Origin of the sequence: Streptomyces sp. NPDC058864 (genome assembly GCF_042742985.1) — a bacterium.
Taxonomy (GTDB): Bacteria; Actinomycetota; Actinomycetes; order Streptomycetales; family Streptomycetaceae; genus Actinacidiphila.
In genome coordinates this window covers 24361-43103 of the sequence record NZ_JBHYMQ010000030.1, presented here as the reverse complement: position 1 = coordinate 43103, position 18743 = coordinate 24361, and the positions used below count along the sequence as shown (strand labels likewise).

At 73.4% G+C, this 18743-nt stretch carries 21 protein-coding genes; 9 read left to right on the top strand and 12 right to left on the bottom strand.

From position 1 onward, the window contains the following. Window positions 1-12: 12 nt before the first annotated feature. On the top strand, window positions 13-375 hold the full coding sequence (locus tag ACFW3D_RS22720) for a DsrE family protein (RefSeq protein ID WP_500506392.1): 363 nt from the start codon (window positions 13-15) through the stop codon (window positions 373-375). Between the two features lie 37 nt (window positions 376-412). Here ACFW3D_RS22720 and ACFW3D_RS22715 read toward each other — a convergent pair whose 3' ends face one another. The 8 genes from ACFW3D_RS22715 to ACFW3D_RS22680 form a co-directional block, all read right to left on the bottom strand. Continuing rightward, a complete protein-coding gene (locus ACFW3D_RS22715) occupies window positions 413-682 on the bottom strand; it encodes a DUF3099 domain-containing protein (protein WP_500506391.1) in 270 nt (89 codons plus the stop codon). An 85-nt stretch (window positions 683-767) separates the two neighbouring features. Further along, complete coding sequence (locus ACFW3D_RS22710; protein WP_500506389.1) at window positions 768-1058, bottom strand: DUF1416 domain-containing protein; 291 nt, start codon at window positions 1056-1058, stop codon at window positions 768-770. Window positions 1059-1098: 40 nt separating this feature from the next. Next, window positions 1099-1944, bottom strand: coding sequence for a sulfurtransferase (locus ACFW3D_RS22705; protein WP_500506387.1), 846 nt, complete (start codon window positions 1942-1944; stop codon window positions 1099-1101). 145 nt (window positions 1945-2089) lie between these two features. Continuing rightward, the gene (locus ACFW3D_RS22700; protein ID WP_354797803.1) at window positions 2090-2170 is read right to left on the bottom strand and encodes a putative leader peptide; all 81 of its coding nucleotides are present in this window, start codon (window positions 2168-2170) and stop codon (window positions 2090-2092) included. 160 nt (window positions 2171-2330) lie between these two features. Further along, window positions 2331-3044, bottom strand: a complete 714-nt coding sequence (locus ACFW3D_RS22695) for an LmeA family phospholipid-binding protein (RefSeq protein ID WP_500506385.1) — start codon at window positions 3042-3044, stop codon at window positions 2331-2333. A 43-nt stretch (window positions 3045-3087) separates the two neighbouring features. Further along, window positions 3088-3972, bottom strand: a complete 885-nt coding sequence (locus tag ACFW3D_RS22690) for a hypothetical protein (RefSeq protein WP_500506383.1) — start codon at window positions 3970-3972, stop codon at window positions 3088-3090. Window positions 3973-3976: 4 nt separating this feature from the next. After that, window positions 3977-4240 (bottom strand): MoaD/ThiS family protein, encoded by a 264-nt coding sequence (locus tag ACFW3D_RS22685; protein WP_500506381.1) that lies wholly within the window; start codon window positions 4238-4240, stop codon window positions 3977-3979. 100 nt (window positions 4241-4340) lie between these two features. After that, window positions 4341-5183 carry an alpha/beta hydrolase gene (locus tag ACFW3D_RS22680; RefSeq protein WP_500506379.1) on the bottom strand — a complete coding sequence of 281 codons (843 nt, stop codon included), beginning with the start codon at window positions 5181-5183 and terminating at the stop codon, window positions 4341-4343. 177 nt (window positions 5184-5360) lie between these two features. Between ACFW3D_RS22680 and ACFW3D_RS22675 the strand changes: the two genes are divergently transcribed. The 6 genes from ACFW3D_RS22675 (at window position 5361) to ACFW3D_RS22650 (ending at window position 10918) form a co-directional block, all read left to right on the top strand. Next, window positions 5361-6128 carry a response regulator transcription factor gene (locus ACFW3D_RS22675; protein ID WP_500506377.1) on the top strand — a complete coding sequence of 256 codons (768 nt, stop codon included), beginning with the start codon at window positions 5361-5363 and terminating at the stop codon, window positions 6126-6128. A 66-nt stretch (window positions 6129-6194) separates the two neighbouring features. Beyond that, window positions 6195-7217 carry a LacI family DNA-binding transcriptional regulator gene (locus ACFW3D_RS22670; protein WP_500506375.1) on the top strand — a complete coding sequence of 341 codons (1023 nt, stop codon included), beginning with the start codon at window positions 6195-6197 and terminating at the stop codon, window positions 7215-7217. A 175-nt stretch (window positions 7218-7392) separates the two neighbouring features. After that, a complete protein-coding gene (locus ACFW3D_RS22665) occupies window positions 7393-8439 on the top strand; it encodes a S1C family serine protease (RefSeq protein WP_500506372.1) in 1047 nt (348 codons plus the stop codon). Window positions 8440-8468: 29 nt separating this feature from the next. Continuing rightward, window positions 8469-8654: a hypothetical protein gene (locus ACFW3D_RS22660; protein ID WP_500506370.1), complete on the top strand. Its 186-nt coding sequence runs from the start codon at window positions 8469-8471 to the stop codon at window positions 8652-8654. Between the two features lie 72 nt (window positions 8655-8726). Continuing rightward, window positions 8727-9464, top strand: a complete 738-nt coding sequence (locus ACFW3D_RS22655) for a response regulator transcription factor (RefSeq protein WP_500506368.1) — start codon at window positions 8727-8729, stop codon at window positions 9462-9464. Continuing rightward, the gene (locus ACFW3D_RS22650) at window positions 9464-10918 is read left to right on the top strand and encodes a sensor histidine kinase (protein WP_500506366.1); all 1455 of its coding nucleotides are present in this window, start codon (window positions 9464-9466) and stop codon (window positions 10916-10918) included. Before ACFW3D_RS22655 ends, ACFW3D_RS22650 begins: the two co-directional genes overlap by 1 nt. Window positions 10919-10932: 14 nt before the next feature. On the opposite strand, the gene ACFW3D_RS22645 is transcribed toward ACFW3D_RS22650, so the two are convergent. The 4 genes from ACFW3D_RS22645 to ACFW3D_RS22630 form a co-directional block, all read right to left on the bottom strand. Further along, window positions 10933-12582, bottom strand: a complete 1650-nt coding sequence (locus ACFW3D_RS22645; RefSeq protein ID WP_500506364.1) for a ricin-type beta-trefoil lectin domain protein — start codon at window positions 12580-12582, stop codon at window positions 10933-10935. Between the two features lie 187 nt (window positions 12583-12769). Further along, the gene (locus tag ACFW3D_RS22640) at window positions 12770-13954 is read right to left on the bottom strand and encodes a glutathionylspermidine synthase family protein (RefSeq protein WP_500506362.1); all 1185 of its coding nucleotides are present in this window, start codon (window positions 13952-13954) and stop codon (window positions 12770-12772) included. Beyond that, window positions 13954-14262 carry a hypothetical protein gene (locus ACFW3D_RS22635; protein ID WP_500506360.1) on the bottom strand — a complete coding sequence of 103 codons (309 nt, stop codon included), beginning with the start codon at window positions 14260-14262 and terminating at the stop codon, window positions 13954-13956. The genes ACFW3D_RS22640 and ACFW3D_RS22635 overlap by 1 nt, the downstream gene beginning before the upstream one ends. 142 nt (window positions 14263-14404) lie before the next feature. Then, window positions 14405-16204, bottom strand: coding sequence for a bifunctional metallophosphatase/5'-nucleotidase (locus ACFW3D_RS22630; protein WP_500506358.1), 1800 nt, complete (start codon window positions 16202-16204; stop codon window positions 14405-14407). 219 nt (window positions 16205-16423) lie between these two features. On the opposite strand from ACFW3D_RS22630, the gene ACFW3D_RS22625 reads away from it, so the two are divergent. Further along, on the top strand, window positions 16424-17620 hold the full coding sequence (locus ACFW3D_RS22625; protein WP_500506356.1) for an MFS transporter: 1197 nt from the start codon (window positions 16424-16426) through the stop codon (window positions 17618-17620). Further along, window positions 17617-18561, top strand: a complete 945-nt coding sequence (mshD, locus tag ACFW3D_RS22620; RefSeq protein ID WP_500506354.1) for a mycothiol synthase — start codon at window positions 17617-17619, stop codon at window positions 18559-18561. Before ACFW3D_RS22625 ends, mshD begins: the two co-directional genes overlap by 4 nt. Window positions 18562-18743: the final 182 nt, after the last annotated feature.

Below are 18743 nucleotides of genomic sequence, written 5' to 3'. Positions count from 1 at the left end.
AGGGTATACGCCATGGCGAAGAAGCTCGTGATCAAGGTAACCGCAGGTGCGGACGCTCCCGAACGCTGCTCCCAGGCGTTCACGGTGGCGGCGGTGGCGGTCGCCAGCGGCGTGGAGGTGTCGCTCTGGCTGACCGGCGAGTCGTCGTGGTTCGCGCTGCCGGGACGGGCCGCCGAGTTCGAGCTGCCGCACGCGGCGCCGCTGCCCGAGCTGATCGAGGGGATCCTGGCGGGCGGGCGGATCACGCTGTGCACGCAGTGCGCCGCGCGCCGCGACATCACCGAGAAGGACCTGCTCGAGGGGGTCCGGATCGCCGGTGCGCAGGTATTCGTCAGCGAGGCCATGGCCGACGGAACGCAGGCGCTCGTCTACTGAGCCGCCGCAGGGGGACGCCGAGGTGTCTCCCCGGGCGTCAGCGCTGGTCACGGTGGTCGTCGCGGCGGTCCAGCTCGCGCCACCACTCGTCGGAGGTCGGGTCGCCGGTCTCGTCCCACCAGTGCTCGTCCGGGCCCCTGCGGTTCGCCACGACGGCGGCGATCGGCGGGATGACCATGGCCACCACGCACATCCCGACGGCCACCGGCACCGACCACAGGCGCACGAGGCTCCACGCCAGGACGAAGAGCAGAACGCAACTGCCCATCATGGCGTAATACCAGCGACGACGACGCCTCGTGGACACCCTTCCACCGTACGACCCGAAGGGCCGCACTCCCACTCGGTGGCCCGTTGGAAATGCGGCCCTTCTCGTGTGCGCGGCCGTCGGGTCAGACGGCGATGGCGACCTCGGTGAGGTTGCCCTGCTGGGCCACGACGGCCCGGTCCACCGTCGCGCCCGGTACGAGGGCGCGCAGCGTCCACGAGCCGGGGGCCGCGAAGAAGCGGAACTGGCCGGTCGCCGAGGTCGGCACCTCGGCCGTGAACTCGCCGCCGCCGTCCAGCAGCCGAACGTAGCCGGTCACCGGCTCGCCGTCGCGGGTCACGGAACCCTGGATGATCGTCTCGGTCGCCACGTCGATACCGGCCAGGTCCGGGCCGCCGGCCTTCGCTCCACACATGGTGCTGAATCCTCCGGGTCGGGGTCTCGGTTCTGGGGGCTTACTTGGCGGCGCCGAGCTCGATCGGCACGCCGACGAGGGAGCCGTACTCGGTCCAGGAACCGTCGTAGTTCTTCACGTTGGGCTGGCCGAGCAGCTCGTGCAGCACGAACCAGGTGTGCGCGGAGCGCTCGCCGATGCGGCAGTAGGCGATGGTGTCCTTGGCCAGGTCCACGCCCTCGTTCTGGTACAGCTCCTTCAGCTCGTCGTCCGACTTGAAGGTGCCGTCGTCGTTGGCCGACTTCGACCAGGGGATGTTCCGGGCGGTGGGCACGTGGCCCGGGCGCTGGGACTGCTCCTGGGGCAGGTGGGCCGGGGCGAGCAGCTTGCCGGTGAACTCGTCGGGCGAGCGGACGTCGACCAGGTTGAGGCTGCCGATGGCGGCGAGGACGTCGTCGCGGAAGGCGCGGATGGAGGTGTCCTGGCCCTGGGCCCGGTACTCGGTCGCCGGGCGGACCGGCACCTCGGAGCCGTCGACCAGGTCGCGGGAGTCCAGCTCCCACTTCTTGCGGCCGCCGTCGAGGAGCTTGACGTCCTGGTGGCCGTAGAGCTTGAAGTACCAGTACGCGTAGGACGCGAACCAGTTGTTGTTGCCGCCGTAGAGGACGACGGTGTCGTCGTTGGCGATGCCCTTCTCCGACAGCAGCTTCTCGAAGCCCGCCTGGTCGACGAAGTCACGGCGCACCGGGTCCTGGAGGTCGGTCTTCCAGTCGATCCGGACGGCGTTCTTGATGTGGTTCTTGTCGTACGCCGACGTGTCCTCGTCGACCTCGACGATGACCACCTTCGGGTCGTCGATCCGGGCCTGGACCCAGTCGGCGTCCACCAGGACGTCACTGCGGCTCATTGCTGTTCTCCTCCGGGGCAGTTGCGGATGGTCTCGGCGCACGGACGGGTGCGCACGGGTGCCGGGCTGCGCTGAGCGTCGCGACACGGCGTTCTCGCGGGGAAGGGCGGGGCGGCATACGGCGCCGGAAGACGGCGCGGGGCCCCTAGGGGACGCGACAGAGCATGGCGGCGACACGGCACAGGTCGACTGCCCGCCGCTTCGTGAGGTCCGCCTGTCGCTTCATGGGCTCGATCGTAGGGAAGGGGACCGGCCGGTGTCACCGGCGGTCCGGATCCCGAGATGAGATTGTCCGGACTGCGAGATGAACATCAGATGCCGGGTCGTCGCCCGGTGGCTCCGGGCCCGCCCTCCGCCGTGTCGACTGCGGAGCGGACGCCCCCGTCTCACTGGGCGAGAACGACCTTCGTGCCGGTCGCCGCGACGCTGATGCCGTCGGCGGTCGCGGTCACCGACTTGAGCTCGATGCCCTCCGGCAGGCCCGACAGCGCGCGGGTGAAGTCGATCCGCTCGCGGATCAGGTCCTCCACGACCGGGGGCAGCGACTCCAGCCCCGGTATCTTGCCGGCGGTCAGCTTGATGCCGCCCTTGCCCGCGACGCTGACCTCGCTCACCACGCTGCGCTTGATCGTGCCGACCGGGGTGGAGACCTCCACCCCCACCTTGACCTGGCCCTTGCCGTTCGCCGAGGTTCCGCCGTAGGCGATGGTCACACCGCTCGGGGCGGCCTTGGCCAGGTCGTCGTAGCCGACCAGGGCACTGCCCTCGGCCGTGTCGGCGACCGCGCTGCTGAAGCCGCTGCCAAGGCTCACCCCGTGCAGGTCGGCCTGGAAGCGGGCGACGCGCAGCGTCTGGCCGCCGGTGCCGGTGGCCCGCACGCCGTCCGCCGTCACCTCGACGTCGTCCAGCTTCTCGGCCAGCACCTGCGTGAGGAACGGGAAGCCCTTGATGTCGATCCCCGGTGGGGAGTCCAGGCCCAGCGTCTGCTGCGCCCGGTCCGCCGCCTCGGACTCCGCGAAGTGCACGGCGATCCGGTCCGCCGCGACGAACAGGCCGCCGAGGACCACGACGAGGACGAGCAGGATCCGGACAGCGCGCATGGGTCAACCCCCGAGTCGGTGTTCGGACCGACCCTAACGGGTGTCAGCCCAGCAGTGCCCGGGCCATCACGTAGACGGCCGGGGCCGCGGCGGTCAGCGGCAGCGCCACACCCGCCGTGAAGTGCACGAACCGGGACGGGAAGTCATAGCTGGCCACCCGCAGGCCGATCAGCGCGCAGACCCCGGCGGCGAGCGCGACCAGCGCCGCGTCGGAGGTCTCCAGCTGCCCGAGGGCGATGCCGCTGCCGGTGGCGGCGGCGAGCGCGACCAGGACCGAGACCACGCCGGGCAGCGGGACCGCCCGGGCGAGCGTCGCGACGGCGACCGCGATCACCGCGGTCACGACGGCGTCGGTGCCCCGCGGGTCGGCCGTGGTCGCCAGGAAGCCGGTGGCCAGGATCGTGATGAGCGTCGAGGCTGCCGTCGCGGTCAGCGAGGAGAGCCGCTCCTCGGAGCTGCCGCGGTGGCGCAATTGCAGGACGAGGACGAGCAGCAGCCAGACGCCGAGGGTGCCGACGATCACCGCCGGCGCGTTGTCCACCCCGTCCACCAGAACGGCGGCCTCGGCGGTGACGCCGGCCAGGAAGGCCAGCACGATGCCCTGCCGGGCCGGCCACATGCCGTTGAGCCGGAACCAGCCGGCCGCGGTGACCGCCTGCAGCACCACGCCCGCCGCGGCGAGCGCGGGGCGGCCCAGCAGCGCCCCGCCCGCCAGCAGCAGCGCCAGGGCGGCCGTGACGAGGGCGGGCTGCATGCCGGGGGCGATGATCGGCGAGCCGGTGCGGGACGCCTGGCGGCGCCGCGCGGCACGGCCACCGCCCGGGGACGGCTCCGGGTCGCCGCCGACGGGCGGCAGGACGGCGGTGGTGTTGTCGTGCGCGGGCATCGGTCCGGCGCCGCGGTCGTACCAGTCGTGGTTGTCGGTCACGTGCTCATCCTCCCGCGAACGGCGGGAGCACCTCGACGGTGCCGCCGTCGGCCAACCGGACCCCGGCGTGGTCCCGGGTGCCGACGGGGTTCCCGTCGACCAGGAACGAACAGCTCGCCAGTACGCGGGCGAACTCGGGGCGGGACGCGTGGCGCTCACGCGCCGCTTCCAGCGCCTCGGCGAGGGTGCCCTCCCGGTACGGCTCCTCCGCGGCGCCGGCGGCGGCCTTGGCCGCGGCCCAGTACCGGATGGTTCCGTGTGCCGCCATAGCGGTCCTTCCGTTCGCCCGTGCGGGTCCTGCCGCGGTCCATGATGGCGCAGCGCGGGCGCGGCACGGCGGCCGGGCCCGGTCCGTACGGGCGGCGGGGTCAGCCGGGCGTGCCGGCGGGGCGGGCCCGTTCGGCCGTCCACGCGGCGATGCGGCGCAGGAGGGCGGGCGCCGCGGCGTTCTCGGCGTGGCCGAATCCGGGCTCGATCCAGAGGTCCGCCGCGTCGCCCGCGGCCTCGGCGAGGGAGAGCGGGTGGTCGAGCGGGAAGTAGCCGTCGCGGTCGCCGTGCACGACGAGCAGCGGTGTGGGCGCGATGGACCGCACCGCCTCGACGGGCGGCACGGGCACGGGGTCCCAGTCCTTGTCGTCGATGCGCGTGTGCAGCAGTCCCCGGGAGACCAGGCGTCCCACGGGCTGGGTGATCGCCCAGTGGACCCGGCGCATCGGCGCCGTACCGCGGTAGTACCAGCGCGCGGGCGCACTCACGGAGACGACAGCGTCAACGTGCGCCCCGTCGTGCGCCGGTTTGCGCCCCGCATGCCGCAGGACGACGGAACCGCCCATGGAGAAGCCCACCGAGGCCACCGCGGGGTGGCCGAGGCGCCGTGCCCAGCGCACCGCGGCGTCCAGGTCCAGGACCTCGCGGTCGCCGACCGTGGAGCGCCCGCCCGAGCGCCCGTGCCCCCGGAAGGAGAAGGTCACCACCCCGCCGACACCTGCCGCCCCGGCGAAGATCTCCGCCGCGCGGCGCACGGCTGGCCGCTCCAGAGCGCCGGTGAAGCCGTGCGCGACCACGATCGCGAGCCCTCCGGGCGTCGATCCGGGCAGGTACGCGGCGTCGATCGGCACCCGGTCCTCGGCCGTCAGCACGGCCCGCAACCCACCGGAAACGATCGACGGGACACAGGACCGCGCAACCGCGGGCTCACTTACGGACTCCATGTGGGCTATTCTCTTTGGTCAAGAGGATCCGGGCAGCGTCGCCCCCGGGTCCTTTCGTGCTTTCCGGGCCACCGGAGCGCACATGTCGGCGCACGCACACGTCCTCGCAGGACCGAGGAGGGTCGCAATGGGCAAGCGGAACACGCATGACCGGACGATGAACGACGGGAGCGGCCGGTGAGCTCTCTCCTCCTCCTGACCAACGCGCTCCAGCCGTCCACCGAGGTGCTCCCGGCACTCGGACTGCTGCTGCACAACGTACGGGTGGCCCCGGCCGAGGGCCCCGCGCTGGTGGACACCCCCGGCGCCGACGTGATCCTCGTCGACGGCCGCCGCGAGCTGCCGCAGGTCCGCTCGCTGTGCCAGCTGCTGCGCTCCACCGGGCCCGGCTGCCCGCTGGTCCTGGTGGTCACCGAGGGCGGCCTCGCGGCCGTCACCGCGGACTGGGGCATCGACGACGTCCTGCTGGACACCGCGGGGCCCGCCGAGGTCGAGGCGCGGCTGCGGCTGGCCATGGGCCGCCAGCAGATCGGCGTCGACGACAGCCCGATGGAGATCCGCAACGGCGACCTGTCGGTGGACGAGGCCACGTACAGCGCGAAGCTCAAGGGCAGGGTCCTGGACCTGACCTTCAAGGAGTTCGAGCTGCTGAAGTACCTCGCGCAGCACCCGGGCCGGGTGTTCACCCGCGCCCAGCTCCTTCAGGAGGTCTGGGGCTACGACTACTTCGGCGGCACGCGCACCGTGGACGTGCACGTGCGGAGGCTGCGCGCCAAGCTCGGGCCCGAACACGAGTCCCTGATCGGCACCGTCCGCAATGTCGGCTACCGCTTCGTCACCCCGGAGAAGGGCGAGCGGACGGCGGAGGAGACGGCGGCGGCACCCTCGGGGACCGGGCAGGAACCGGCGCAGGGGACGGCCGCGACCGCCTCCCGGAACGGCTGATCACACGGTGGTCACGCCTGTGGACAGACGGTGGGATGCACGGGTGTACCCGCGTAGACTCGGCCCGTGGCAAAGGTGACGCGTGACGATGTGGCCAGGCTTGCGGGGACCTCGACCGCGGTCGTCAGCTACGTCATCAACAACGGACCCCGGCCGGTCGCACCGGCCACCCGCGAGCGCGTCCTCGCGGCGATCAAACAGCTGGGCTACCGCCCCGACCGGGTGGCCCAGGCCATGGCGAGCCGCCGTACGGACCTCATAGGGCTGATCGTGCCGGACGCCCGGCAGCCGTTCTTCGCGGAGATGGCGCACGCCGTCGAGAGGGCGGCCGCCGAGCGCGGCAAGATGGTGCTGGTCGGCAACTCGGACTACCTCGACGAGCGCGAGGTGCACTACCTGCGCGCCTTCCTCGGCATGCGGGTATCCGGGCTGATCCTCATCAGCCAGGGCCTCAGCGAGCACGCCGCGCTGGAGATAGACGCCTGGGACGCGCGGGTCGTGCTGATGCACCGGCGGCCCGAGGCGATCGACGACGTCGCGGTCGTCACGGACGACGTCGGCGGCGCCCAGCTCGCCACCCGGCACCTGCTGGAGCACGGGCACGCGTACGTGGCCTGCCTCGGCGGCACCGAGGTGACCCCGAAGCACGGCGACCCGGTCACCGACCACATCGAGGGCTGGCGCCGTGCCATGCAGGAGGCGGGACTCCCCGTCGACGGCCATCTCTACTCGTCCCCGTACAACCGCTACGACGCCTACGAGGTCGGCCTGGAACTGCTGTCCCGGCCGGACCGTCCGACCGCCATCGTGTGCGCGACCGACGACCAGGCCATCGGCCTGCTGCGGGCGGCCCGCGAACTGCGGATCGACGTGCCCGGGGAGCTGGCGGTGGCCGGCTTCGACGACGTCAAGGAGGCGGGGCTGACCGACCCGCCGCTGACGACGGTGGCCTCGGACCGCGAGGCGATGGCCCGTGCGGCGGTGGACCTGGTGCTGGACGACGGGCTGCGGGTCTCCGGCTCGCGGCGCGAGCGGCTGCGGCAGTTCCCGTCCCGGCTGGTCGTGCGGCGCAGCTGCGGCTGCCACTGACAGCGGCGCCGGCCGCGACGGGCCCCGCCCGCCCCGGCCGGCGGCCTTTCTACGAAGCGTGTAAGCGCAGGCCCTGACCTGGGGCTTCGTTCTTTATATCGGGCATACGGAACTCTGCCCCGGTTCTCAGGTCACACTCAGGAAGCTCTCATGTTCGGCGAGAACAGTCATAGGCATGAACGAGAGCACCCGTCACGACGACGCCCACGACCCGCGGCAGCCGCAGCAGTCCCCCGGCGCCGGCGGGTACCCGCCCCGGCCGCCTTACGAGCCGCACTTCGCGTACGGGCACCCGGCGCCCCACGCCTCGCAGCCTCAGCCCCAGCCCCAGCCCCAGCCCCAGCCCCAGGGCCGTACGCGCCGCCCGGTGGCCCTGGTCGCCTCCGTGGCGCTGGTGTCCGCGCTGATCGGCGGTGGGACGGCCGCCCTGGTGGGGCGGGCGACCACCTCGGCCCCGGCGGCGGGCACCGCGACGAAGGTGATCGGAACCAGCAGCTCGGGCAGCACCGGTGTCGCGGCCGTGGCCGCCGCCGCCAGCCCGAGCATCGTGGAGATCAGCGCGTCCTCCGGCGCCGGGGAGTCGACCGGTTCGGGCGTGGTCGTCACCGGCGACGGTGAGATCGTCACCAACAACCACGTCGTCTCCGGAGCGGACTCGGTCAAGGTGACCTTCAGCTCCGGCAAGACGGTCACCGGCACCGTCGTGGGCACCGACAGCGGCAAGGACCTCGCGCTGGTGAAGGCCGAGGGCGTGAGCGGCCTGCCGGTCGCGTCGCTGGGCGACTCCAGCCGGGTCGCGGTCGGCGACCAGGTCGTCGCCATCGGTTCGCCCGAGGGCCTGACCGGCACCGTCACCAGCGGCATCGTCTCCGCGCTCGACCGCGACGTCACGGTCTCCACCGGCCAGGGCCAGGGGCAGCGGCCCGGCGGCGGGAACGGCCGGTGGCCGTTCCAGTTCGGCGGCGGCCAGTACAACGGCGACGTCGGCTCGTCCACGACCACGTACAAGGCGATCCAGACCGACGCCTCGCTCAACCCCGGCAACTCCGGCGGCGCCCTGCTCAACATGAGCGGCGAGATCATCGGCATCAACTCGGCCATGTACTCGGCCGCTTCCTCCGCCACCGGACAGGCGGGCAGCGTCGGTCTCGGCTTCGCCATCCCGGTGAACACCCTCAAGGCAGACCTCGGCACCCTGCGCAACGGCGGCAGCGACAGCTGACCGCACCGCATCGAAGGGATGTGGGCACCATGAACGTCTTCCTCAGCACCTCCCTCCACCCCGCGAGCGTCCCGTCCGGCCCCGCCGACCGCGCGCTGATCCCCTACCGGGAGCCGGCCGCCCGCGAGCCCGAGATCGCGACCACCCGCCGGTACGCGCGCCGCTACGCCCGCCGGGCGATTGCGGCCCACCGCCTCGCCGCCGTGCGAGGCTAGGGACCGGAGCACCCCGCCGCACCCCCGGCGGCACCCGCCGCCCCCGACCCTCATCCCACGAGGTGGAAGACCATGAGCCCCGGCGAGAACGGCGAGGCCCCCGCCCGCATCCTGATCGTGGACGACGAGCCCGCGGTCCGCGAAGCACTCCGGCGCAGCCTCGCCTTCGAGGGATACGAGACCGAGCTGGCGGAGGACGGCCTGGCCGCCCTGGACCAGGTCGCCTCCTACCGGCCCGACGCGATCGTCCTCGACGTCCTCATGCCGCGCATGGACGGCCTCACCACCGCCCGCAGGCTGCGGTCCGGCGGCACCACCACGCCGATCCTCATGCTCACCGCCCGCGACACGGTCGGCGACCGGGTCACCGGTCTCGACGCCGGCGCCGACGACTACCTGGTCAAGCCCTTCGAGCTGGACGAGCTGCTGGCCCGGCTGCGGGCGCTGCTTCGGCGGAGCGCGTACGCGACGGTGACCGGCGCGGACACCGGCGAGGAGAGCGCGCTGTCCTTCGCGGACCTGCGGATGGACACCTCGACCCGGGAGGTCACCCGGGCCGGCCTGCCGGTCGAGCTGACCCGCACCGAGTACACCCTGCTGGAGATGTTCCTCGCGCACCCGCGCCAGGTGCTCACCCGCGAGCAGATCCTCAAGGCGGTCTGGGGCTTCGACTTCGAGCCGAGCTCCAACTCCCTGGACGTGTACGTGATGTACCTGCGGCGCAAGACCGAGGCCGGGGGACTGCCCCGGCTGGTCCACACCGTGCGGGGCGTCGGCTACGTACTGCGCTCCGCGGAGGGCAAGGGCTGATGCCGCGCATCCCGCGCTTCCGTTCCCTGCCGCTGCGGTCCCGCCTGGCGATCCTCACCGCGGCCGCCGTGGCGGCCGCGGTGGCCGGGTGCGCGCTGGCCTGCTGGTTCATCGTGCGGGCGCAGCTGTCCGAGCGTCTGGACGACGCTTTGTACGATGCCTCGAGCGGCGGGGGACACGCTGCCACGGAGGTGCTGCTGCGCCGCGGCTGCCTGAGCGAGCCGGACAGCGACACCAGCGACTGGCGGGTCGTCAGCAATCCGTACCGCGCGTCCATGCAGCTCATCACCGTCAGCGGCGGGTCGTGCTGGGTGCTCGGCGACCAGACGCTCCCGGTGACCAAGGCCGATCTGGCCGTCCTGCGGCGGGAGAGTACGCAGTCGGTGCAGACGGTGACCGCGGCCGACGGCACCAAGATGCGGATGCTGACGCAGCAGGCCACCATCGAGTCCCGCAACCAGAAGGTGCCCGTCGCCATCTCGACCGCCCTTCCGCTCAGCGAGGTGAGAGGGCCGCTGAACACCCTCGCGCTGGTCCTCCTGGCCGTCAGCGGCATAGGGGTGCTCGGCGCGAGCGCGGCGGGCCTCGGGGTGGCCCGTGCGGGGCTGAAGCCGGTCGACCGGCTCACCGAGACCGTGGAGCACGTCGCGCGCACCGAGGACCTGGACGTCCGCATCCCGGTCGAGGGCCGCGACGAGATCGCCCGGCTGTCGGCCTCCTTCAACTCCATGACGGCCGCACTGTCCTCCTCCCGCAAGCTGCAGCAGCAGCTGATCGCGGACGCCGGGCACGAGCTGCGCACTCCGCTCACCTCCCTGCGCACCAACATCGAACTGCTGGAGCGCAGCGAGCTGACCGGCCGGGAGCTGCCCCCGGAGGACCGCCGGGAACTGATGCTGTCGGTGAAGGCGCAGATGGGCGAACTGGCGGCGCTCATCGGTGATCTGCAGGAGCTGTCCCGGCCGGACGCGGCGCACGGCGGCGCGCCCCCGCAGACCGTGGCGTTCCACGAGGTCGTGGAGGCCGCGCTGGAGCGGGCCCGGCGGCGCACCGGCCCGGATCTGAAGATCACCGCCGAGCTGGCCCCGTGGTACCTGCGGGCCGAGCCGTCCGCCCTGGAGCGGGCGGTGATCAACCTCCTGGACAACGCCGTCAAGTTCAGCCCGCCGGCCGGCACGGTCGAGGTGGAGCTGCACGGCGGCGAGCTGACGGTCACGGACCACGGTCCGGGCATCCCGCCGGAGGACCTGCCGCACGTCTTCGAGCGCTTCTGGCGTTCGGCCTCCGCACGCAGCCTGCCCGGCTCGGGCCTGGGCCTGTCGATCGTGGCCCATACGGTGCAGCAGCTCGGCGGCACCGTCGGCCTGCACCCCGCGCAGGGCGGCGGCACCACGGCCGTCATACGGCTGCCCGGGGCGCAGAGCCCGCCGCCCGAGGCACCCGCGACCGCCTGACCGGCCCGGCCCGGCTACCCGGCGTGCCAGCGCTGCGCGTCGCCGGTGCCGGTGCCGGCGAAGGAGAGGGTGGAGCCGGGGGCGGTGCCGTCCGGCTGCATCGCGGTGCCGAGGTCGATCTGCGGGCGGATCCGGCCCAGGGAGTCGACCAGGAACTGCAGGTTCGCCGCGTTCCTGCCCTCGACCGACGAGCAGGCCCAGATGCCCAGGCCCCGGTCGGTCCCGCCGCGCGAGTCCAGGCAGAAGGAGGGGTCCGCGCCGTTGACCAGCAGGCCGCGCGAATCCACCCGCCACTGCTGGGAGGCCGAGCCCGAGTCGCAGCCGGCGACGATGACGTCGTCACCCTTGTCGAACTCCTCGTCGCGTACGTCCAGGCAGAGGCCCGACGCGTCGTTGACGACCTGCGCGTAGCCGCTGCCCGGCACCCTGCGCGGCGGACCGGCGCTCGGCGTGCGCGTCGGCGGCGCGGGCGAGCGGCTCGCCGACGCGCTCGCGGTGGCGGAGGCGCTCGGCGTGCCGGAGGGTCTCCGGGTCGCGGTGGGGTCCGGGGTGACGGTCTGCGTGGCGGTCGCGGTGACCGTGACCGAGCCCGCCGGCGGGCGGGGCAGCGCCCTGTCGTTCCCGGTCGGGGCGGGGTCGTCGCCCGTCGCGTACACCAGACCGGTGGCCGCGATACCGGCGACGGTGACGAGCAGCAGGGAGACCAGGGGCGAGGGGTAGCGGGTGCGCAGGCTCAGCAGCCGCCGCAGCGGGCCGGGCCGCCGCCGACGGCGGGACGTGACGGACGCCGCGGGCGGGCCGGGCGCGGCGGCGGGCAGCGCGGGGGCGGACCGGGCCGCCAGGTAGGCGGGCCCCGCCCAGCCGAGCAGGGCCGCGGCGAGCAGCGGCCGGGGGTCGCGTTCGAGGGCGATCAGCGTCTCCAGCGCGCCGGAACAGCCGGGGCAGTGCGCGAGGTGCCGCTCCACGTCCTCGTTCTGCCGGGCGTCGTCGCGGCGGGCGGCGGCGTCCAGGAGCCGGCCGAAGCCCTTGCACCGGGGGTCCTCGCTGCGGTCCAGGTACGTCCGCAGGTAGGCCTCGCGCAGCGCGTCCCGGGCCCTGGCGGTCAGGTCCGCGATCTCCGTGGGCCGGTCGCCGGTCCAGCGGGCGACGTCGGCGGCGCCCTCCCGCTCGACGACGGCGTGCCACAGGACGCCCTGCGTGTGCTGCGGCAGGACGGCGAAACCGCCGACCAGCCCGGAGCGTTCGGCCAGGTGGAGCCGTGGGTGGACGGGCAGCCCCGGGAGGCCGGGAAGGCGCTGCTCGGCGCCGCGGATGTCGTCGATGAAGGCGGCGTACCCGTCACCGAGCCGTTCGCGGCGGCTGCCGCCCGCCCACACGGCGGCGGCCTGGTGGACGAGCATCAGCAGCCGGTGCCGCCAGGGGCCGCGGGGGTCGACGCCCCGGTGGACCTCCTGCCAGGCCAGCGCGAAGGCCTGCGCGGTGAGTTGGTCGGCGGCGGCCCCGTCGCGGGCGCACAGCCGTGCGTAGCAGGCGACGGCGGGCAGATGGCGGCGGCGCAGTTCCTCGGTCGCCGGGTAGGCGGTCGGCGCGCCGGCCCGTATCCGCTCGGTCAGAGCGGCGTCGGACAACTCGTCGTAGACGGGCGCTTGGTGCTTCTGGGACACGGCGGACCACCCGGACACATCGATGGGTCTGGAGGGACAGGGCTGCCCATGGTGAAGCACAAGTTACCGTCGAGGAAAGTGTTTCCGCTGGTAACTCCCCCGCGCGGCAAGGGTAAGCGCGTTCAGTGCACGCGCTGCCGCCGCCGGGTCACCCTGAGCCGCCGTTCGCGCCGTCCGGCGGCGCGGCTCAGCGGATGACGTGCGGCAGGAAGCGCGCGTACGTGTCGGTGACCAGGCCCGCCGACTCGCGGATGCCGAGCCCGGCCGGCTCGTCCGCCACGACCCACGCGCCGAGCACCACGTGGTTGCCGTCGAACTCGGGCAGCGGGGCCAGTTCCTGGTAGCAGCACGGCTCGCCGGCGCGCGGCGGCGCGGACTCGCCGGCGCGGTGCACGGTGACGCCGGCGCCCTCGCGGCCGAGCAGCGGCTTGGCGACCCAGCCCGTGGTCCGGGCCAGTTCGCGGGGACCGTCGAGGTGGGCGGCGAGGAGGTTGGGGTGGCCCGGGTGGAGCTCCCACAGGACCGCCAGGAGGGCCTTGTTGGAGAGCAGCATCTTCCAGGCGGGTTCGATCCAGCAGGTGGTGCCGGTGCCGCCGCCGTTGTCGAGGGTGTCCAGGACGTGACCGCCGAAGGGATCGGCGGCCAGCCATTCCCAGGGGTAGAGCTTGAAGCAGCTGCGGATGAAGCGCAGCCGGTCGTCGACGAAGCGGCCGGACAGTTCGTCCCAGCCGATCGCCTCCACGGACAGGGCGTGGGTCTCGAGCCCGGCCTGTTCGGCGGTCTCCCTCAGGTAGGCCACCGTCATCAGGTCCTCGCCGAGCTCGTCGGCCTCGGTGTGCGCGAAGTGCACCGGGCCGGGCGGCAGCAGCGGGGCCTGGCGGCGCCACGCGTCGACGAGGCGTTCATGGAGGGAGTTCCACTGGTCGGCGCCGGGGAAGCGGTCCTCCATCCAGAACCACTGGGCACTTGCCGCCTCCACCAGCGAGGTGGGGGTGTCGGCGTTGTACTCCAGCAGCTTCGCCGGGCCGGTCCCGTCGTAGCGCAGGTCGAAGCGGCCGTAGAGGGAGGGGAGTTCGGCACGCCGCCGCCAGGATTCGGCGATCCGCGCGGCCAGCCGCGGGTCGTGGACGCCGAGCTCGGCGAAGCGGTCCTCGGCCACGATGTGCTCCGCGGCGGCGAGGCACATCGCGTGCAGCTCCTCGACGGTCCCCTCCAGGGCCTCGACCTCCGGGAGCGAGAACTCGTAGTACCCGCTCTCGTCCCAGTACGGCTGCAGGGAGCCGTCGGGGTAGCGGGTCAGCGGGTAGACGACGCCCTGCTCCTCCACGGTCCGCTGCCAGCCGGGGCGCGGCTCGACGGCGTGCCGGCGCATCAGCCGCCGCCGGACCCGTGGCCCGACCCGTGGCCCGACCCGTGGCCGCCGAAGCCCCCGGTCTTCACGGACGACTTGTCGAAGCTGCCGCCCTTGGCCTTCCCGCCCCGGACGCTGCCGCCGTAGTAGTAACGGCCCTGGCCGCTGCCGTCGTCGCACTTCTCGCGCGGGAGCGTGCGGTAGGTGTCGGGGTCCACGCAGCGCTTGTCGGGTTCGGAGCCGCACGCGGACAGCGCGGCGGCGAGCACACCCATGCCGCCGAGGATCACCGTGCCGGACCTGAACCGCCGTCGCCCCGTAGTCGTCATGTCCACAGCGTAAGCAGCGCGGAGCCGCGCCACGAGGGCGGGGTCGCGGGCGGCCCGGCACGAAGGACGGGGGCGGCCGTCGGTGTCGACGGCCGCCCCCGTGCGGTGCGTGGTCGCGGGACCGGCCCGCTCCCGCCGCGTACTACTGGACGATCGTGATGCGGTCGGCCGCCGGGGCGGCCAGCGGCGCAGAGGCCGAGGAGTTGGCGGTCAGGTAGGCGTTGAGCGCGGCCAGGTCGTCGCCGCCGACGAGCTCGCCGGTGCCCTTGGCCAGCTCGCCGAAGCCGTCACCGCCGCCGGAGAGGAAGGAGTTCATCGCGACGCGGTAGCTCGCGGCCGGGTCGATCGGGGCGCCGTTCAGGCGGATCGAGTCGGTCACGACGCGGGCGGCGCCGGACTTGGTGAGGTCCAGCGTGTAGGTCAGGCCGGCCGAGATCTGGAGGATCTTCGGGGCGGCCTCGTTGCTGCCGCTGACCTGCTGCTGGAGCGCGGTGACCAGCTGGGCTCCGGTCAGCGTCCGCAGGTTGACCGTGTTGCTGAACGGCTGGACCGCGAAGCCCTCGCCGTAGGTGACGACGCCGTCGCCCTCGCTGCCGGAGGCCTTGTGCACCAGGTCGGTGCGGATGCCGCCCGGGTTCATCAGCGCGATCGAAGCCGAGGGGTCGAGGGTCTTGGCGTAGGCGAGCTGCGCGTCGGCGATGAGGTCGCCGAGGGCGGACTCGTTGCCGGCCCGGGTGATGTCCTGCGAGATCCAGCCGACGGTGCGGCCCGCGACCGGGGCGGCGAGCGTCTGCCAGCGGCCGATCAGCGAGGTCATGTCCGCGGCCTTGTTCTGGGTGCGGTCCACGACGTGGTTGGAGCCCCGGACCGAGGCGCGCACGATGTCGTGCGTGCGCAGGTCGTACTTCATGTCCAGCTCGGTGAAGAGCCGGCCGAAGGACGCCGCGCTGGTGACCAGGCGGTCGTTGCCCTTGGGGTCGGGGATGGTGCACACGTACGCGTTGTGGGTGTGGCCGGTGACCAGCGCGTCGACGTCCGCCGAGGTGTTCTTGGCGATGTCGACGATCGGGCCGGACAGGCCGGTGCCCGAGCCGCCCGCGTCGCAGTCGTAGTTGTACGCGGAGGAGGCGGGGAAGCCGCCCTCGTGCACGAGCGCGACGACGGCGTTGACGCCCTGGCGCTTGAGCTCCTTGGTGTACTTGTTGATCGTCTCGACCTCGTCGAGGAACTTCAGGCCCTTGACGCCCTCGGCGGTGACGATGTTCGGAGTGCCCTCGAGTGTGACGCCGATGAAGCCGACGCGGACGCCCTTCACGTTCTCGATGGTGTAGGGCTTGAGCAGCGGGCGGCCGGTCTTCTCGTTGACGACGTTCGCCGAGAGGATCGGGTAGTCCGCGCCCTTGAACTTGCGGCCCTTCTCGTAGCAGCCCTCGACCGGGTGGCAGCCGCCGTTCTGCAGCCGGAGCAGCTCGTCCTTGCCCTCGTCGAACTCGTGGTTGCCGACGCCGGTGACGTCCAGGCCCAGCTTGTTCATGGCCTCGACGGTGGGCTCGTCGTGGAACAGGCCGGACAGCAGCGGGCTGGCGCCCACGATGTCGCCGGCGGCGACGGTGAGCGAACGCGCCTGCCCCTGGCGGGCGGTGCGCAGGCTGGAGGCCAGGTACTCGACGCCGCCGGCGTCGATCGTCTTGGTGGTGCCGTCCGCCTGGAGCTCGGTGACGCGGCCGGAGGAACCGGCCGGGGGCTCCAGGTTGCCGTGGAAGTCGTTGACGGCGAGCAGCTGGAGGTCGACGGTACGGCTGCCGTGGCCGTGACCCCCGTGGTGGGTGTCGTGGGCCTGGGCGGTCGGGCTCGCTATGACGAGCGCACCGACCGCGGCCAGACCGGCGGTCGCGGCGGCGACGCGGCGTGCGCCACGGCTACGCGGGTGGGTCACTGACATGGGTCCCCTTGGACGTGGACGAAGGATGAGAGGCGGAGGACGGCCGCAGCCTATTGTCAACGCGCGTAGTTGTCAGTGGCTTTGCGGTTACGGGCAGGTTTCGACTGATCGGTACATGACGGCTCCACGCCCATTTCGTCTCACAGAACGGAATGATCTGTCTCGCCATTCAAACAAGCGGCATAGTTGGAGCCACCACCCACCGAGGAGGTGCGCGCCATGCGACGCCGCTGGCTGATGCTCGCCCTGGGCACCGGGGCGCAGACCGCCGCCTGCGCCTTCGTCTATGGAGTCCCCTATCTGGCCGCCGCGTTGCGGGACACGGCACACCTGACCCTGCCGCAGATCGGCCTCCTCATCGCCTGCCCCACCACCGGGCTGGTCGCCGCCCTCGTCGCCTGGGGCGCCGCCGCGGACCGGTACGGCGAACGCGTCGTCATCGCCACCGGGCTCGGCGGCGCGGCCGCGCTGCTCGCCGTCGCCGCCGGCCCGATGGGCGCCGGCGGCGGCACGACGGCACTGGGCCTGCTGCTCGCCCTGGCCGGAGCCGCGGGGGCCTCGGTGTACTCCGCGAGCGGACGCCTCGTCATGGGCTGGTTCTCCGCCGGGGAGCGCGGGCTGGCCATGGGCATCCGGCAGACCGCCACCCCGCTCGGCATGGGCGTGGCCGCGCTGACCATGCCCCCGCTCGCGGCCGCGTACGGCGTGCGCGGCGCCTTCGGTTTCCTGGCCGCGGTGTGCGGGGCCGTGGCCTGCCTGGTCGCACTGTTCGCCGCCGACCCGGCACGCCCGCCGGCCGCTCCCGGGGCGGCCCCGGCCGCCAACCCCTACCGGGGCTCGGCCGCCTTGTGGCGGATCCACGGCGCGGGCGCACTGCTGGTCGTACCGCAGTTCACGGCGGGGGCCTTCGCCCTGGTGCTGCTGGTGGACACCCGGGGCTGGTCGGCGGTCGGCGCCGGCCGGCTGATCGCCCTCGCGCAGGTGCTGGGAGCCTGCTCCCGGATCGCCGCCGGGCGCTGGTCGGACCGGGTCGGCAGCCGGCTGCGGCCGATGCGGCAACTGGCCGTCGCCACCGCTGTGGTGGTCGCGGCGGCGGCCCTGACCGCGGCCTTCCCCTCACCGCTGACGGAGGCCGCCCTCGTGCTGTCCGTCGGGATCACCGCCAGCACCAACGGCCTGTCCTTCACCGCCACGGCCGAACGTGCCGGCACCTCCTGGTCCGGCCGTGCCCTCGGCGTCCACAACACCGGCCAGAACCTGACCGCCGCCGTCGTGCCGCCGCTGAGCGCCGCCCTCATCTCGGCCACCGGCTACTGGCCCGCCCTCGCCGCCGCGGCGGTCGTGGCCTGCGGTGCGGCGGCACTGGTGCCGATGGACACCTCCGGCACTCCAGCGGTCGTAAGCTCGGTCCCATGACCGACGCAGCAGCACAGCAGACCGCCGTGGGCCCCCGCAGGATCGAGACCCTCGACGAGCTGGGCCCCGGCCGGGCCGACGCGGTCCTCGCCCTGATCGGGGCGGCCGCCGAGGTCGACGGCCAGGCCGCGGTCTCCGAGCAGGGCCGGCTTAACCTGCGCGGCGGTGCCCGTGCGGGCGTGACCCACCTGCTGGTCGAGAGCGACGGCGTGCTCGTCGGGTACGCCCAACTGGAGGACACCGACCCGGTCGAGGCCCCCGCCGCCGAAATGGTCATCCACCCCGCGCACCGGGCACAGGGCCACGGGCGGGCCCTCGGCCACGCCCTGCTCGCCGCCTCCGGCAAGCGGCTGCGGGTGTGGGCGCACGGCGGCCACCCCGCCGCCCGCCACCTGGCCGGGCTGCTCGGCCTCGCCCTCTTCCGTGAGCTGCGGCAGCTGCGCCGCCCGCTGGAGGAGGGCGCCGGCGCGCCCCCGCTGGGCGAGCCGGTGCTTCCCTCCGGCGTCACCGTGCGCACCTTCGTCCCCGGTCAGGACGACGCCGCCTGGCTGGCGGTCAACGCCGCCGCCTTCGCGCACCACCCTGAGCAGGGCAGCCTCACCCAGCGCGACCTGGACGACCGCAAGGCCGAGCCCTGGTTCGACCCGGCCGGGTTCTTCCTCGCCTTCCGCGGCGACCGGCTGGCCGGCTTCCACTGGACGAAGGTGCACGCGCGCGAGGGCCTGGGCGAGGTCTACGTACTCGGCATCCACCCCGAACAGCAGGGCGGCGGCCTCGGCCGGGCCCTCACCCTGATCGGACTGCGGTACCTGGCGCACGACCGCGGCCTGCCCACCGCGATGCTCTACGTCGACGCGGACAACGCCCCCGCCCTCGCCGTCTACGAGCGCCTCGGCTTCACCACGCACGAGGTCGACCTGATGTACCGGACGGAGACCTGAGCCTCCCGCGGACGGGCGGTCCGGCACCCGACGGGGCCGCCCGGGTGACCGTCCGGTCACGGCCGGTACGTACGGCGATTTCCTGACCGCCACCTGCCCGTTACCGGCGATTCAAACTCGCTTGCGAGCATCTGTGAATGCAGAAGCCCGCCGCCACCCACCTCCCCCCTGTCGACCTGCCG